Below are 14,046 nucleotides of genomic sequence, written 5' to 3'. Positions count from 1 at the left end.
AGGGGGGTGTCCAGGCGAATTCGTTGCGATCCGGTCAGCGTCCATGACCGACTACAAAAAACTGATCGACGCCGAGACCTGGGCCTTCATCGAGCGGACCAATTCCTACTATCCGCCTGATGCGATCGACTACACGATCGATCAGCAGCGCGACATCTACGACCGCATGTGCCGTGAATTCTCTGCCGGCCACCCAGACAACGTTACGGCGGAGACCACCGCCATTGCCACGCCTTCGCATCCCATCCCGATCCGCATCTACCGCACACCCGCGCCGGAAGCGGCGGCGATGGTGCTTTATTTCCATGGCGGCGGTTATATCCTCGGCGGGCTCGACAGCCATGACGACCTCTGCGCCGAGCTTTGCAGCCGCACCGGCTATGAGCTGGTTTCGGTCGATTACCGGCTGGCGCCGGAACATCTGCATCCGGCCGGCTTCGACGATGCCATCAGCGCCTTCGAATGGGCGGCGACGACCTACAAGCGCCCGATCCTGCTTTGCGGCGACAGCGCCGGCGGCAATCTTGCCGCCGCGGTCAGCCATGCGACGCGCGGCCATGCACGAAGGCCGATCGGCCAGGTGCTGATCTATCCCGGCCTTGGCGGCGACCGCTCGCAAAGCTCTTACGTGACCCATGCCGAGGCGCCGATGCTGACGGTCCGCGACCTCGATTTCTACACGAATATCAGGACCGGCGGCGAAGACCGCACCGGCGATCTCACGCTGTCGCCGCTGGCCGATGCCGATTTTGCCAATCTGCCGCCGACTGTGCTGATCACCGCCCAATGCGACCCGCTGTCGTCAGACGGCGAGGCCTATCGCGACCGCCTCGTCGCGGAGGAGGGTCACGCCTACTGGTTCGAAGAGCCGGGGCTGGTGCATGGCTATCTCAGAGGCCGGCACACGGTCGGTCGTGCGCGCTCGAGCTTTACCCGGATCGTTGACGCGGTATCGGCTCTGGGACGCGGCGAATGGATCTGGTGAGGGTCCTACCCCACTGCCCGCGACGCCGCCCGGCCGGCGCTGCGGCCTGAAAAAATGCAGCCGCCAAGAAACGTCCCTTCCAGCGCCGCATAGCCATGCATGCCGCCGCCGCCGAAACCGGCGGCTTCGCCAACCGCGTACAATCCTTCGACCGGTTGGCCATCGGTACCCAGGACGCGGCTGTCGAGATCGGTCTGCAAACCGCCCAGCGTCTTGCGGGTCAGGATGTTGAGCCTGACCGCGATCAGCGGCCCATTGGCAGGGTCGAGCATCTTGTGCGGCTTGGCCGTGCGGATCAGCCGGTCGCCGAGATAGGCTCGGGCGCCGCGCAAAGCGGTGATCTGCATATCCTTGGAGAACGGATTGTCGAGCTGCCGGTCACGGGCGCGGATTTCGTGCTTGACCTGCGCCAGTTCGAGCAGCGGCTCGCCGCCGACAAGCGCGTTCATGCGGGCGACCAGCGCCGGCAAATCAGGCTCGACGATGAAATCCTCGCCCTTCTCCATGAACGCCTTTACCGGACCGGGAACGCCCGATGTGGCGCGGCCAAGCACTTGGCGCCAGCTTTTTCCGGTGAGGTCGGGGTTCTGCTCGGAGCCCGACAGCGCGAACTCCTTCTGGATGATCTTTTTGGTCAGGATGAACCAGGAATAATCGAAGCCGGTGCTCATGATGTGGCTGAGCGTGCCCAGCGTGTCGAAGCCGGGATAGAGCGGCACCGGCAGGCGCTTGCCGCGGGCGTCGAGCCACAGCGACGACGGGCCGGGCAGGATGCGGATTGCATGGTCGGTCCAGAGCGGCGCCCAGTTCCTGATGCCTTCGACATAGTGCCACATGCGGTCGCGGTTGATGATGCTGCCGCCGGCCTGTTCGGTGATCGCCAGCATGCGGCCGTCGACATGGTCGGGAACGCCAGAGATCATGCACTTGGGCGGCGTGCCGAGCCGCTGCGGCCAGTTTTTGCGGACAAGCTCGGGATTGCCGCCGATGCCGCCGGAGGCGACGATGACCGCTTGCGCCTTGAGCTCGAAATCGCCGGCGATATCGCGCGAACTCCTGCGGCCGCGCTCGACATCGCTCGGCTCAAGCATGTCGCCGCGCACGCCATTCACGGCGGCGCCTGTCTGCGTCAGTTCGTTGACCCGGTGGCGGAATTTGAATCGGATCAGCCCGCTATTCTCGGCCTCGCGCACGCGCCGTACGAACGGGTCGAGCACGCCCGGCCCGGTGCCCCAGGTGACGTGAAAGCGCGGCACCGAATTGCCGTGGCCGACGGCGTTGCCGCCGCCGCGCTCGGCCCAGCCGACGATTGGGAAGAACTTCATGCCGCGCTGCGTCAGCCAGGAGCGCTTCTCGCCGACGGCGAAGCCGACATAGGCCTCGGCCCAGCGGCGCGGCCAAAAATCTTCCGCACGGTCGAAGGCGGCGGTGCCAAGCCAGTCCTCGAGCGCCAGATCATGCGAATCGCGGATGCGCATGCGCCGCTGCTCGGGCGAATCGACGAGGAAGATGCCGCCAAGCGACCAGAACGCCTGGCCGCCGAGCGACTGTTCAGGCTCCTGGTCGACAACGATGGTCTTCTTGCCGGCCTCGGCCAGCTCGGCCGCCGCGACGAGCCCGGCAAGGCCGGCGCCGACAATGATCACATCCGCATCGTCAGCCACTTTCTCCCCCGGCTCTCCTCCCCCGGCTGACGATTGTCAGACCGTCTCCCAGCCTTCCTTCTCGCCGGCGCGGAAGATGGCGTCGATGACCTTCTGGTTGAGCACGGACTCTTCCAGCGTGAAGACGCGGTCGGTGCCGCCCTGTGCCGCCCGCGCGAAGGCCTCGACCTCCAGCCGGTATTGCTGCATGCCGGGGAAGCGGAACACTTGCGCCTCGCTGTGGTTCTGGTTGTGCAGCTCGATGCGATGGTGGTCGTAGATGCCGGCGTTGAACGGCGAAAGCACCTCGATGAAGCCCTTCTCGCCGTGGAACACCATCACCTGCCGCGCCGCCATCTGCGTCGACAGATAGAACGACAATTCAAAGTCGCCGAAATCGGCGCGGATCGAGGAGTAGATGTCGGTGCCGAATGTCTTGTCGCGCTCGATCGTCGCCTGGACGCGCAGCGGCTCCTTGCCCGTCGAAAAGCGCGTCGACACCGTCGGGTAGACGCCGATGTCGGGCAGCGCGCCGCCACCGAGGTCGAGCTGGTTGCGCATGTTATTGGGATCGACATTGTAGTAGGAGAACGCGCCCTGGACATGGCGCAGCCGGCCGATGGCGCCGTTGGCGATCAGCTCGCGCACCTTGACCCATTGCGGGTGGTAGACGACCATGAAGGCTTCGCAGACCAGCACGTTTTTGGCGTCGCGCAGCTTGATCAGCGGCGGAATGTCCCTGGCGTCGAGCGCCAGCGGCTTTTCGACCAAAACATGCTTGCCGGCCTCGATCGCCTTGGCGGTCCATTCGACATGCTGGGCGGTCGGCAGCGGGATGTAGACGCCGTCGACATCCCTGGATGCGAGCAGCTCGTCATAGGAGCCGAAGGCATGGGGGGCGCCGAACCGATCGGCCAGGGCACGGGCTTTCGACAGGTCGCGGCTGGCGATCGCCGACAGCACGCCATTCTCCGCCTCGACCATTGCAGGCAAAAGATGCTCGCGGCCGATCTTGGCCGTCGACAAAACACCCCATCGGAACATCAGGCTTCTCCCTCTTCAAATTGCAGGCGTGGAGGTTTGCCTGAAATCGGCAAAAAAGCCAATGCGAAGCATGGCAGCGAGCAAGGCGATCGTCTGCGGCTTGTTCGGATGCCGGCGCTGCTCTCCGCAGAGCTTGGGTTCCTCGTCCCCGCAAAGGCGGGCGAGGAAACCAGGTCCTGCAAAGGCTATCCCTTTCTACCTGTATGTGTCATGTCGAAGCCGACGACGCTCCTACAAGCCGGCTTTCTATCTTGAAGAAATCGACAAAGGCTCGCAGCGCCGGCCGCATCTGGCGGCGGCTCGGGTAGTAGGCGAAGAAACCGTCGAAGGGCGGGCACCAGTCTTCCAGCACGCGAATGAGCCGGCCGGTGGCCAACGCCTCGCGGACATAGTCCTCGAACAGGAAGGCAAGCCCAGCGCCGTCGGCCGCCGCATTGGCGATCAGATGGTCCTCGTCGAGGATCAGCGGCCCTTGCACCGCCAGCTCGATCTCCTCGCCGTCCTTCTCGAATTCCCAGCGGTAGAGGATGCCGCTGGAGAAACGGAAGCGGATGCAACGGTGACCGACGAGATCGTGTGGATGGCGCGGCCTGGGCATGGTCGCGAAATAGGATGGCGCGCCGACGACGGCGCCGCGAAGGTTTGGACCGATGCGCACAGCGATCATGTCGCGTTGCAGGCTCTCGCCGAGCCGGACGCCGGCGTCGAAGCCGCCTTCGACCACATCGGTGAAGCGGTCTTCGATGACGATCTCCAGCACGATGTCGGGATAGGCCGATGCAAAGGCACCGAGCCGCGGCGTCAGCGCCAGGTGGGCGGCGGTGCGCGGCACGGTCAGCCGGAGATTGCCAGCCGGCCGGTCGCGCGCCTCGACAGCCGATTCCAGCGCCAGATCGATTTCCGACAGCGCCGGCCTCAGCCGCTCGAGCAGCTGCGCGCCTTCCTCGGTCGGGGCGACGCTGCGCGTGCTGCGCGCCAGGAGCCGCACGCCAAGACGCGCCTCCAGGCTGGAAACCGCATGGCTGACTGCGGAGGGCGCTATGCCGAGCTCCTTGGCCGCACCGCGAAAGCTGCCGCACTGGGCGACGGTTGCCAGCACCGCAAGTTGGGAGAGATGCGTTCGGTTCATTGATCTATTTTTTAGAACAGCCCGTGCGAGTAAGAGCCGATTATAGAACGCGGTGCAAGGCGCTATCTCTGTCGCATCACAACAAGGAGACGCGTGATGCAAACCCGCAAGCTTGGAAATGAACTTGACGTCTATCCGGTCGGCCTCGGCTGCATGGGGATGAGCTTCGGCTATGGCGGCCAGCCGGAGGTGGACGCGATCGCCACACTGCGCCGCGCCGTCGATATCGGCGTCAATTTCTTCGACACGGCCGAGGTCTATGGCCCGTACGAGAATGAGATCCTGCTCGGCAAGGCGCTGAAGCCGGTGCGTGACCAGGTGACGATCGCGACGAAATTCGGTTTCAAAATCCTTGAAGAAGGCAACGGCGTCGAGCGCATGGCGGGTGTCGACAGCCGCCCCGAACACGTCAAGGCGGTGGCCGAAGCGTCATTGAAGCGGCTGGGCACCGAGGTGATCGACCTGTACTACCAGCATCGCGTCGATCCCAATGTGCCGATCGAGGATACGGTCGGCGCCATGGCCGAGCTGGTGCGCGAGGGCAAGGTGCGCGCGCTCGGCCTGTCGGAGGCGAGTGCCGCGACCATTCGCCGGGCGCATGCGGTGCATCCGATATCAGCCGTGCAGAGCGAATATTCGCTGTGGAGCCGCGATCCGGAGGAAGAGGTGTTCGCCGTCTGCCGCGAACTCGGCATCGGCTTTGTCCCCTACAGCCCGCTCGGCCGCGGCCTGCTGACCGGAACGATCGCCAAGCCAGAGGTGCTCGGTGCCGATGACTGGCGGCGTGGACTACCGCGCTTCCAGGCCGACGCCATGGCCGCCAATGCGGCCGTTGTCGCCACGCTGGAGACAATGGCGGCGGACAAGGGCGTGACGCCGGCGCAGCTGGCGCTCGCCTGGGTGCTGCATCAGGGCGATTTCATCGTGCCGATCCCCGGTGCGCGAAAAATCCGCCATCTCGAGCAGAATGCGGCAGCAGCACAGATTGCGCTGAGCCAGGCGGAGGTGGCGGCCATTGGCGACGCCCTGTCGCCGGAGAAGGTCGTCGGCAAGCGCTACACCGAAGAAATGCTGGCGCTGGTCAATGGATGAACGGTGATCTACGGAGTAATCGAAACGGGGCGTTTCGATGCGCCTTTTTCGAGCCCCGCGCAACAATTGCGAGACGTGGGCGCGAGACACCCCCCTCTGTCCTGCCGGACATCTCCCCCTCAAGTGGGGAGATTGGATCTCTCCCACTTTCGCCAACTGCCAACGCCGTAAGATGGCGGGACGGCGAAACAGCCATTCTCACCCCTATCGGAGGAGATGTCCGACAGGACAGAGAGGGCGCTGTCCCGCCAACTTCTGCGGAGAATACTCGGCTCACCACGGCACGACAGTGATCGCCATGTGCTCGCAGCGTCAGGCTCTGAGCACGCCACCGGTCTGCTTTTGCACATTCTCGACGATGCGCTTGGCCAGCGCCTCGAAATCCTCGTCGGTCAGCGTCCTTTCGACCGGCTGGATCGACACTTCAATGGCGATCGATTTCTTGGCTGCGCCGAGTGACGCCCCTTCGAAAACATCGAAGACCGAGACGTTGGTGATCAGCTTCCTGTCGGCGGCAAGGGCTGCGCGGGTCAGCGTGCCGGCTTCGACCGCCTTGTCGACAACGAAGGCGAAATCGCGCTTGACCGCCTGGAAGGCGGACAGTTCCAGTCTCGGTTTTGTCCGCGTCGGCTTGGCCTTCGGCTCGGGCACGGCATCGATGAAAACCTCGAAGCCGCAGAGCGGCCCGGAGACGTCGAGTTCCTCCAGCGTCTTCGGGTGGAACTCGCCGAACGTGCCCAAAATGACCTTGGGCCCGAGCTTGATCGTGCCGGAGCGGCCGGGATGATACCAGGCCGGGCCGCCGGCCTCGATCTGCAGCCGCTCGACCGGCGCACCGCAGGCTTCAAGTGCTGCGATCGCGTCGGCCTTGGCGTCGAACACGCCGACCGGATCGGCATTGCCGGCCCAGTGGCGGCTGGAGCCTTCGAGCTTGGCCGTGCCGCGCCGCACGCCGGCGGCGACGCGCCGCTGCTGGTCGGCCGCGTCACCCTCGTAGGTGCCGGACACTTCGAACAGCGCTACATCGCCGATGCCCTTGTCGGCATTGCGCTGCGCGGCGGCGATCAGGCCCGGCAGCAGCGACGGCCGCATGTCGGACATGTCGGCAGCGATCGGATTGGCGAGCCTGAGTGCGGTCTGGCCGCCGCCGAACAGTTCGGCATGTTTTGCCGGAATGAACGACCAGGTGACCGCCTCCATCATGCCGCGCACCGCCAGCGCCCGCTTGGCGGCGCGGGTGCGGACCTGCAGGACAGTCAGGATCTTGGCGTTGACGGCATCGTGCGCGCCGAGCGGCTGCGGCGCGATGTTGTCGACGCCATGGATGCGCATGACCTCCTCGACCAGATCGGCCTTGCCGTCGACATCCGGCCGCCAGGACGGCACCGCCACATCGACGACATCGCCCGCGCCTTCCGGCTTGAAGCCGAGGCGCGAAAGAATGGCGAGGCTCTCCTCCATGGGCACCTCTGTGCCGGTCAGCCGCCTCACTTCCGACAGCGGGAAGGAAACGATCTTCGGCGCGTGACCGGCATAGCCGACGACTTCGGTTTCGGTCGGCGTGCCGCCGCAGAAGTCCAGCACCAGCTTGGTCGCCAACTCCACGCCGGGCACCATGAATTCCGGGTCGACGCCGCGCTCGAAGCGGTAGCGCGCATCGCTGATGATGCCGAGCGTGCGGCCGGTGCGGGCCGTGGTGATCGGATCCCACAGCGCCGATTCGATCAGCACGTCGGTGGTGTTCTCGTCGCAGCCGGAATGTTCGCCGCCCATGATGCCGGCGATCGATTCGACGCCGTCCTGGTCTGCTATCACGCACATGTCAGGCGTCAGCGTGTATTCGCGGCCGTCAAGCGCCAGCACCTTTTCACCGTCACGCGCCCGGCGCACGGTAAGGTTGCCGGCGACCTTGTTCGCGTCGAACACATGCAGCGGCCGGCCGCGATCGAAGGTGACGAAATTGGTGATATCGACCAGCGCGCTGATCGGCCGAAGCCCAATGGCGATCAGCCGCTGCTGCAGCCATTTCGGCGACGGTCCGTTGTTCACGCCTTTCACCAATCTCAGGGCGAAGCCGGGGCAGAGCTCCGGGGCTTCGATCGTCACCTTCACCGGGCACATGCCGCTGCCGGCATGCGGCATGATCGCGCCGCCGACGAGGCGGCCGAGCCCGCTCGCCGCCAGATCGCGGGCAATGCCGTAGACGCTGGTCGCGTCCGGACGGTTCGGCGTCAAATTGATCTCTATGACCGGATCGTCGAGATGGGCATAGGCGGCGAAGCTGGTGCCGACCGGCGCATCGGCCGGCAGATCGATGATGCCGTCATGCTCTTCGGAAAGCTCGAGCTCGCGCTCGGAGCACATCATGCCGTGGCTTTCGACACCCCTGATCTTGCCCACCGTCAGCGTCACGTCGATGCCCGGAACATAGGTGCCGGGCGCTGCAAAGGCGCCGATCAGGCCCGCGCGGGCGTTCGGCGCTCCGCACACAACCTGCACGGGTGCCTTGCCGTCGCCGGTATCGACCGTCAGCACGCGCAACCGATCGGCATCGGGGTGCTGCACCGCCGCCAGCACCTTGGCGATGACGAAGGGTTTTAGGCTCGATCTGTCGTCGACATGCTCGACTTCGAGGCCGATCGAGGTCAGCCGCTCGACGATCTCGTTGAGCGAGGCGTCGGTCTCGAGGTGGTCCTTGAGCCAGGAGAGGGTGAATTTCATGACTGTGTTCCGTCTGGTCTGGGCACGCTGGTCTTCAGATGTCTCGGCAAGTCATCCGGCATGTGCACGAAGGGAAGCTGCTCGCGCACATGGGCGTGGTGCGTCGGCTTGAAATAGGCCGGCATGTCCATGGCGCCGAGCATGAAATAGATGTGGTCGGCCAGCCGCTCATCGACATAGGCGATCGGCGAGCCGCAGATGCCGCAAAAGGAGCGCGTCACCGGCCCGTTCTCGAACATCTTCAGCGCCTTGCCCGTGAAGGCGACCTGCTCGGTGATGAAGCCGACGAAGGCCGATACCGGCGCGCCGCTGGCCCGCCGGCAATCGCCGCAATGGCAATAGCTGACATGGTGCGGTTCGGCCGAAGCCTCGAACCGCACGGCGCCGCAGCGGCAGCCGCCGGTGTGGGCCGCTGTCATGTGCTCAAGCCTGCGAACAGCGTCGGCATGTCGAGCGGCCGGAAGCCGTAATGCGACAGCCAGCGCACATCGGCGTCGAAGAAGGCGCGCAGGTCCGGCATGCCGTATTTCAGCATGGCGATGCGATCGATGCCCATGCCCCAGGCAAAGCCCTGATATTCGTCGGGATCGAGCCCGCCATATCTCAGCACATTGGGGTGGACCATGCCGCAGCCGAGGATCTCCATCCAGTCGGAGCCTTCGCCGAAGCGCACCTCGCCCGGCCGCGAACGATCGCACTGGATGTCGACCTCCATGCTGGGTTCGGTGAACGGGAAGAAGCTCGGCCGGAAGCGCATCTTGACTTGGCGTACCTCGAAGAAGGCCTTGCAGAACTCCTCCAGCACCCATTTCATGTTGGCGACGTTGGCTGATCTGTCGATCACCAGCCCCTCGACCTGATGGAACATCGGCGAGTGCGTGGCATCGGAATCCTGGCGGTAGGTTTTTCCGGGAATGACGATTCGGATCGGCGGCTTCTGCACCTCCATGGTGCGGATCTGCACCGGCGAGGTGTGGGTGCGCAAAAGCTTGCGCTCGCCCTTCTCGTCCGGTTGGAAAAAGAAAGTGTCATGCATCTCGCGCGCCGGATGGCCTTCCGGGAAGTTCAGCGCGGTGAAATTGTAGTAATCGGTCTCGATATCGGGACCTTCGGCGATGGCAAAGCCGAGGTCGCCGAAGATCGCGGCAATCTCGTCGCTGACCTGGCTGATCGGATGGATGCGGCCGCGCTCGGCCGGCGATTGCCGCACCGGCAGTGTGACGTCGACCTTTTCCGCCGCGAGCCGTGCCGCGATCGCTGCGTCCTTGAGTTCGGCGCGGCGCGCGGTAAGCGCCTCGGTGATGCGGTTCTTGAGACCGTTGATCGCCGGGCCTTTTATCTGGCGCTCTTCTGCGCTCATCGAGCCGAGCGTCTTCAGCATTTCGGAGACCGAGCCCTTCTTGCCGAGCGCTGAAACACGCACGGCTTCGATCGCCTGCTCGTCGGCGGCCGACGAAATGTCGCTCATCAGAGAATTTTCGAGAGTTTCCATGTCACTCATGTTTCAGACTCGATTGAAGGCAAAGAAAAACCCGCGCCAGCCCTGCCAGCGCGGGTTTCCCAAATCAAGTGTCGATGTGCTTGGGAAGGCGCTGGTTAGGCTACAGCGCTTTCAAAAGCGTTCGGCGTGGTGTTCTTGAGGTACTCGAGCGCGACCTTGGCCTTGGCCACAAGGGCGGCAAATGCCTGCGGCTCGTGGATGGCCATGTCCGACAGGACCTTGCGGTCGATCTCGATGCCGGCCTTGTTGAGACCGTCGATGAACCGGCCATAGGTCAGGCCATGCTCGTGGGTCGCGGCATTGATGCGCTGGATCCACAGAGCGCGGAACGAACGCTTACGGTTCTTGCGGTCGCGGTAGGCATACTGCAGCGACTTTTCCACCGCCTGCTTGGCGATGCGAATGGTGTTCTTGCGGCGGCCGTAGAAACCCTTGGCGGCTTTCAGGACCTTTTTGTGCTTGGCGTGCGAGGTGACGCCTCTTTTTACGCGTGCCATGTCATGATCTCCTTAAAACTTGTCCGGACCGAATGCCTTAGAGGCCGTTCGGCAGAAAATTCTTGATGACCTTCTTGCCATCCGGTTCAGCCAGAACCATCGTGCCGCGGGCATTTCGAATGAACTTGTTGGAACGCTTGATCATGCCGTGACGCTTGCCGGCCGCAGCCGACAGGACTTTACCCGTACCTGTGATCTTGAACCGCTTCTTGGCGGCTGACTTGGTCTTCATCTTGGGCATTTTGCTACTCCGTTTATGTGCGCATCATCGCGCTTTTTGTTCGCTTCAGGCCGACCAAAGCCCGAAAAGCAAATGAAACCGCCACGGCATGCCCTGCCGGGCGGTTTTTGGGAACGGCGGTGCTATACGTCAAAGCGGGCCGGCGTGCAACACCCTGCGCCGACACACAATGGGCCTATGGGAAACGGAACAGCACCGGCAGTATGCCCGATTGCTGGGCGGCGTCGATCGATTCGAAAAACGGCATGGCGACGAGGAACACCAGCCCGTCCAGCAGCGTCGTCCGCAGCAGACGCGGCTTGAAGCTGCCGGTGTTGCCTTCCTGATACAGCGAAAGCTTCGGGAAAAAGCGCGGCACTCGCGCCATATAGGCCTGGAATGGCGTTCCGAAGGCCTCCTTCAGGAACGTCTCTTCGCGCAGGATGACGACATGAAAAGCGGCGGCGCAAATCACCGCGAAGCCGATCGCCGCAGTGATCGAGCCCATCTGCGCGCCGACGCCGGCGGCAGCTATCGAGGAGAAGACATAGAGCGGATTGCGGGTGATCGAATAGGGTCCGCCGGTAACCACCTCGGAGGATTTGCGTCCGCCGATATAGAGCGTCGACCACAAGCGCCCGACAATGCCGAGAAAGATCAGCAGGACGCCGACCATTTCGATCGTTTCGTGCGGCACGCTTTCGGGAGGAAAAGCAGACTGGCCAAACAGCAGCGCTGCGAACATGACGACCACGAGGGCGGCAAGCACCATCCTGCGCGCGTGCTGATACCTGCCCAGCGCACGCCTGGCCTGCGCTTGTTCGGCCTGCGCAGATTTAACTTCATTGAGCATGTCGGGAATCCAATCGTCGAGGAACTTGCCGGCGATCGCGGCATCCGCAGCTCAATACAGCCAGAAGAGGACGGGAATTACGCCGCTTTCCTGTCCGGACTCGATGAGTTCGAAAAACGGTACGGAAGCCACGAACATCAAGCCGTCGCGCAGCGTGTGATTAAAAATGCGCGGTGTGAAGGTGACCTCGGCCTGGTCGCGATAAAGCCGGGGATTGGGAAAAAACCGCGGCACCCGTGCGATGTAGTCCTTGTACGGCGCCCCGAGCACGGTCGTCAAATGCCGTTCCTCGCGCAGCGTGACGATGTAGAACGCGGCCGCGCACAAAACCGCCGACGCCACCGAGACGATCACGCTGCCGGTCTGGGCGCCGATGCCGGCGGCCCCTATGGTGGAGAAAAAATACAGCGGGTTGCGCATTACCGAATATGGGCCGGTAGCAACCAGTTCGGCCGACTTGCGGCCGCCGATATAGAGGATCGACCAGAGCCGGCCGCCGATCCCGATCAGTATCAGGGCGATGCCGTACTGCCCCTCTATGCGTTCGTGGCCTAGTTCATCGTGCGTGGAGCCGCCGAAGATCAGCAAAGCGCAAAAAGCACCGATCAGCAGCGCCAGCAGGACGCGCCGGCGCCGCTGATAGCGGCCCATTTCGTCGAACGATCTTTCAATCGGGGAACGTGCCGCAGCGGCCATGGACAATCCTTTCGCCGCGAGGACCGGCAACCGGAATCCTTGTCGATGCAACTTGCGGAGAAATCATGGCGAAGACAAAAACAAACAAAAGGCCGCCGAAGCGGCCTTTGCTTTGACGGGACCGCTTTAGCGGAATCGCTTAGCGGGGCGCCAGCACCATCATCATCTGGCGGCCTTCGAGCTTCGGTTCGGCTTCGACTTTTGCGATCGGTGCAACTTCCTCGCGAACCTTGTTCAAAAGCTGCATGCCGAGTTCCATATGCGCCATCTCGCGGCCGCGAAAGCGCAATGTCAGCTTGACCTTGTCACCTTCCTCGAAAAACCGCCGGACCGCTTTCATCTTGGTCTCGTAGTCATGGCTGTCGATGTTCGGGCGCATCTTGATCTCTTTGATCTCGATGACCTTCTGGTTCTTGCGCGCCTCGGCCGCCTTCTTCTGGTTGGCGTATTTCAGCTTGCCGAGATCGAGAATTTTTACGACGGGCGGCACTGCGTTGGGCGATATCTCGACCAGATCGAGCCCAGCCTCTTCGGCGAGCAGCAATGCGTCGTTGATGGAGACATCGCCATGGTTGTGGCCTTCGGCGTCGATAAGCTGGACCCGGGGAACCCGGATGTCACGGTTGGAGCGCGGGCCCTCCTTGGTGGGCGCCGTTGCTTTGAAAGGTCTGCGAATGGTCGTGGTCTCCTTGAGCCGTTTCGTTCGGGGTTTTCAATTCAGAATTGCGAACGCGCCAATGTGGTGAGCGCGCGGCCGGAGTCAATAGCATAGCGCTCACAGGAAATCACCTGTTCCCTGACTTCTGCCTGCACCAAACGAAGAAAGTTGCCGAGCACTTTTCGTTGAACCGTCCGCTGTGTCAAAAGACCTGCGTGAGGAGTGAGCAATGACCGCACCGGTTTTTCTCGACGTCGACGGAACCAGCATCGCTGTCAGGCGCGCTGCGGGTGCCGAGCCAGGCATTGTCTGGCTCGGCGGCTACAAGTCGGACATGCTGGGCACCAAGGCCGAGAAGCTGGCGGAATGGGCGAGCGGGCAAGGCCGGGCTTTCCTACGCCACGACTATTCCGGTCACGGCGAATCGGGCGGCGCCTTTGCGGACGGCACCGTCTCGAACTGGCTTTCGCAAAGTCTCGCCGTCTTCAATCATTTCACGCAAGGCAGGCAAATCCTGGTCGGCTCCTCGATGGGCGCATGGATCGCGCTGCGCATGGTCCAGGAATTGCGCCAGGAATTGCACACGCCAGGCGAGAACCGCATCGCCGGTCTGGTGCTTCTAGCGCCGGCGCCGGATTTCACCGCCGAGTTGGTCGAGCCGGCGCTGACCAAAGCGCAGAAGCGCGATCTTGCCAAGAAAGGTTTTTTCGAGGAGCCGTCGGACTATTCGGCCGAGCCTTACATCTACACCCGAGCGCTGATCGAGGACGGCCGCAACAACCGGGTGCTGACCGGGCCGATCGACACCCACTGCCCCGTCCACATATTGCAAGGGCTGGCCGATGCCGACGTGCCGCCGAGCCATGCGCTGAAACTGGTCGGCCTGCTGCCGGCCGACGACGTCACGCTGTCGCTGATCCCCGACGGCGACCATCGCCTGTCGCGGCCTCAGGATCTCGACATGCTGGTGCGGGCGGTCAATGCCATCGTGCGGCAGGCAGGCTAGG

General features: G+C 63.5%; 14 protein-coding genes. 3 read left to right on the top strand and 11 right to left on the bottom strand.

Annotated features, from left to right (window positions below; all coding sequences use genetic code 11):
• Positions 1 to 43: 43 nt before the first annotated feature.
• Complete coding sequence (locus tag AC0L2K_RS11430; RefSeq protein ID WP_023796875.1) at positions 44 to 985, top strand: alpha/beta hydrolase; 942 nt, start codon at positions 44 to 46, stop codon at positions 983 to 985.
• 5 nt (positions 986 to 990) lie between these two features.
• Here AC0L2K_RS11430 and AC0L2K_RS11425 read toward each other — a convergent pair whose 3' ends face one another.
• The 3 genes from AC0L2K_RS11425 to AC0L2K_RS11415 all read right to left on the bottom strand — a co-directional run bounded on the left by AC0L2K_RS11425 (position 991) and on the right by AC0L2K_RS11415 (position 4,801).
• Positions 991 to 2,649 carry an FAD-binding dehydrogenase gene (locus tag AC0L2K_RS11425; protein WP_473531380.1) on the bottom strand — a complete coding sequence of 553 codons (1,659 nt, stop codon included), beginning with the start codon at positions 2,647 to 2,649 and terminating at the stop codon, positions 991 to 993.
• A 36-nt stretch (positions 2,650 to 2,685) separates the two neighbouring features.
• Positions 2,686 to 3,672: a Gfo/Idh/MocA family protein gene (locus tag AC0L2K_RS11420; RefSeq protein ID WP_128172863.1), complete on the bottom strand. Its 987-nt coding sequence runs from the start codon at positions 3,670 to 3,672 to the stop codon at positions 2,686 to 2,688.
• 208 nt (positions 3,673 to 3,880) lie between these two features.
• Positions 3,881 to 4,801 (bottom strand): LysR family transcriptional regulator, encoded by a 921-nt coding sequence (locus AC0L2K_RS11415; RefSeq protein ID WP_023796877.1) that lies wholly within the window; start codon positions 4,799 to 4,801, stop codon positions 3,881 to 3,883.
• Positions 4,802 to 4,897: 96 nt separating this feature from the next.
• On the opposite strand from AC0L2K_RS11415, the gene AC0L2K_RS11410 reads away from it, so the two are divergent.
• Positions 4,898 to 5,893, top strand: a complete 996-nt coding sequence (locus AC0L2K_RS11410; protein WP_473531379.1) for an aldo/keto reductase — start codon at positions 4,898 to 4,900, stop codon at positions 5,891 to 5,893.
• 312 nt (positions 5,894 to 6,205) lie between these two features.
• On the opposite strand, the gene pheT is transcribed toward AC0L2K_RS11410, so the two are convergent.
• The 8 genes from pheT to infC form a co-directional block, all read right to left on the bottom strand.
• Positions 6,206 to 8,614: a phenylalanine--tRNA ligase subunit beta gene (gene pheT, locus AC0L2K_RS11405; protein WP_128170370.1), complete on the bottom strand. Its 2,409-nt coding sequence runs from the start codon at positions 8,612 to 8,614 to the stop codon at positions 6,206 to 6,208.
• Complete coding sequence (locus AC0L2K_RS11400) at positions 8,611 to 9,033, bottom strand: GFA family protein (protein ID WP_027152017.1); 423 nt, start codon at positions 9,031 to 9,033, stop codon at positions 8,611 to 8,613. The genes pheT and AC0L2K_RS11400 overlap by 4 nt, the downstream gene beginning before the upstream one ends.
• Positions 9,030 to 10,115 carry a phenylalanine--tRNA ligase subunit alpha gene (gene pheS / locus AC0L2K_RS11395; RefSeq protein ID WP_128172859.1) on the bottom strand — a complete coding sequence of 362 codons (1,086 nt, stop codon included), beginning with the start codon at positions 10,113 to 10,115 and terminating at the stop codon, positions 9,030 to 9,032. The genes AC0L2K_RS11400 and pheS overlap by 4 nt, the downstream gene beginning before the upstream one ends.
• Before the next feature lie 95 nt (positions 10,116 to 10,210).
• Positions 10,211 to 10,612 carry a 50S ribosomal protein L20 gene (gene rplT, locus AC0L2K_RS11390; protein ID WP_023796882.1) on the bottom strand — a complete coding sequence of 134 codons (402 nt, stop codon included), beginning with the start codon at positions 10,610 to 10,612 and terminating at the stop codon, positions 10,211 to 10,213.
• A gap of 37 nt (positions 10,613 to 10,649) precedes the next feature.
• Positions 10,650 to 10,853: a 50S ribosomal protein L35 gene (gene rpmI / locus AC0L2K_RS11385; RefSeq protein WP_006201248.1), complete on the bottom strand. Its 204-nt coding sequence runs from the start codon at positions 10,851 to 10,853 to the stop codon at positions 10,650 to 10,652.
• A gap of 175 nt (positions 10,854 to 11,028) precedes the next feature.
• Positions 11,029 to 11,685 (bottom strand): methyltransferase family protein, encoded by a 657-nt coding sequence (locus AC0L2K_RS11380; protein WP_287171451.1) that lies wholly within the window; start codon positions 11,683 to 11,685, stop codon positions 11,029 to 11,031.
• 51 nt (positions 11,686 to 11,736) lie between these two features.
• The gene (locus AC0L2K_RS11375) at positions 11,737 to 12,381 is read right to left on the bottom strand and encodes a methyltransferase family protein (protein ID WP_023796884.1); all 645 of its coding nucleotides are present in this window, start codon (positions 12,379 to 12,381) and stop codon (positions 11,737 to 11,739) included.
• A 139-nt stretch (positions 12,382 to 12,520) separates the two neighbouring features.
• Positions 12,521 to 13,057, bottom strand: coding sequence for a translation initiation factor IF-3 (gene infC, locus AC0L2K_RS11370; protein ID WP_077374810.1), 537 nt, complete (start codon positions 13,055 to 13,057; stop codon positions 12,521 to 12,523).
• A gap of 211 nt (positions 13,058 to 13,268) precedes the next feature.
• Here infC and AC0L2K_RS11365 point away from each other — a divergent pair, with 211 nt between their 5' ends.
• Positions 13,269 to 14,045: an alpha/beta hydrolase gene (locus AC0L2K_RS11365; RefSeq protein ID WP_128170369.1), complete on the top strand. Its 777-nt coding sequence runs from the start codon at positions 13,269 to 13,271 to the stop codon at positions 14,043 to 14,045.
• Position 14,046: the final 1 nt, after the last annotated feature.

Source organism: Mesorhizobium sp. WSM4817, from assembly GCF_055811135.1.
The sequence above is the reverse complement of the archived record's forward strand: the minus strand, read 5'-3'. Positions and strand labels throughout refer to the sequence as shown.